General features: G+C 38.6%; 1 protein-coding gene. It reads left to right on the top strand.

Going from position 1 to position 713, the window contains the following annotated elements; translation table 11 throughout:
• Positions 1 to 196: 196 nt before the first annotated feature.
• Positions 197 to 508 (top strand): hypothetical protein, encoded by a 312-nt coding sequence (locus M3194_RS30800; RefSeq protein WP_251657954.1) that lies wholly within the window; start codon positions 197 to 199, stop codon positions 506 to 508.
• Positions 509 to 713: the final 205 nt, after the last annotated feature.

Genomic DNA, 713 nt, shown 5'->3' on the forward strand with positions numbered 1-713 from the left:
TCACTTGCTATACTTGAGAAAAATTAGTACATATGGATTCATTGAAGTAAAGGGGAACGATAGCACCACGAAATGACGGCAGCCGACCACATGAACGGTTGCCGTTGCTCGTTGAAGTAACGGGCAGTTTAGTTCCAATATGTGGTAATATAATTTTATATAAGACAAATTTAGTTTAAGGGAGTTGAATTCGTATTTGAAGAAGATAATTGTCGGTGGAATTCTATTATTTACTGGAATAATCTTATTTTTAGGAGTATATATTCTGGCAGCACGTCATTCATCCACTTTAGGAAGTTGGACTACTCCTCCGGGACGACTGGGAACAGCTTTGAATGAAATGGGTGGAACGACCGCGTTCCATAATTCAATAATTATGATAGTTTGCGGAATCATTTTATTACTTTGGGGCTGCTTTGAAGATGATATCGTGAAGTTAATAAAGCTTATCGTGAAGAAAAGGAATGAGAACATAACGTCAAATAGTCAAGACGAATCATTAAGTTAACGAGGAAACATTAGCTCAATAAAGACAGGACGGCAGCTCACAAATTATGAGTTGCCGTTTTCTCAACTAATGGGCGGGGTAACACAACTTAAAGAGCTAGGAGAGATATTGAAGTGCGTCCGACGGAACAGCATAAATCCATCGCTAAAACGATTGCAAAGGTATTCGGTGGAACACCAAAAGTAATTCGATACTACGACGATAA

The sequence above is a fragment of the Paenibacillus glycanilyticus genome, assembly GCF_023715145.1.
Taxonomy (GTDB): Bacteria; Bacillota; Bacilli; order Paenibacillales; family Paenibacillaceae; genus Pristimantibacillus; species Pristimantibacillus glycanilyticus_A.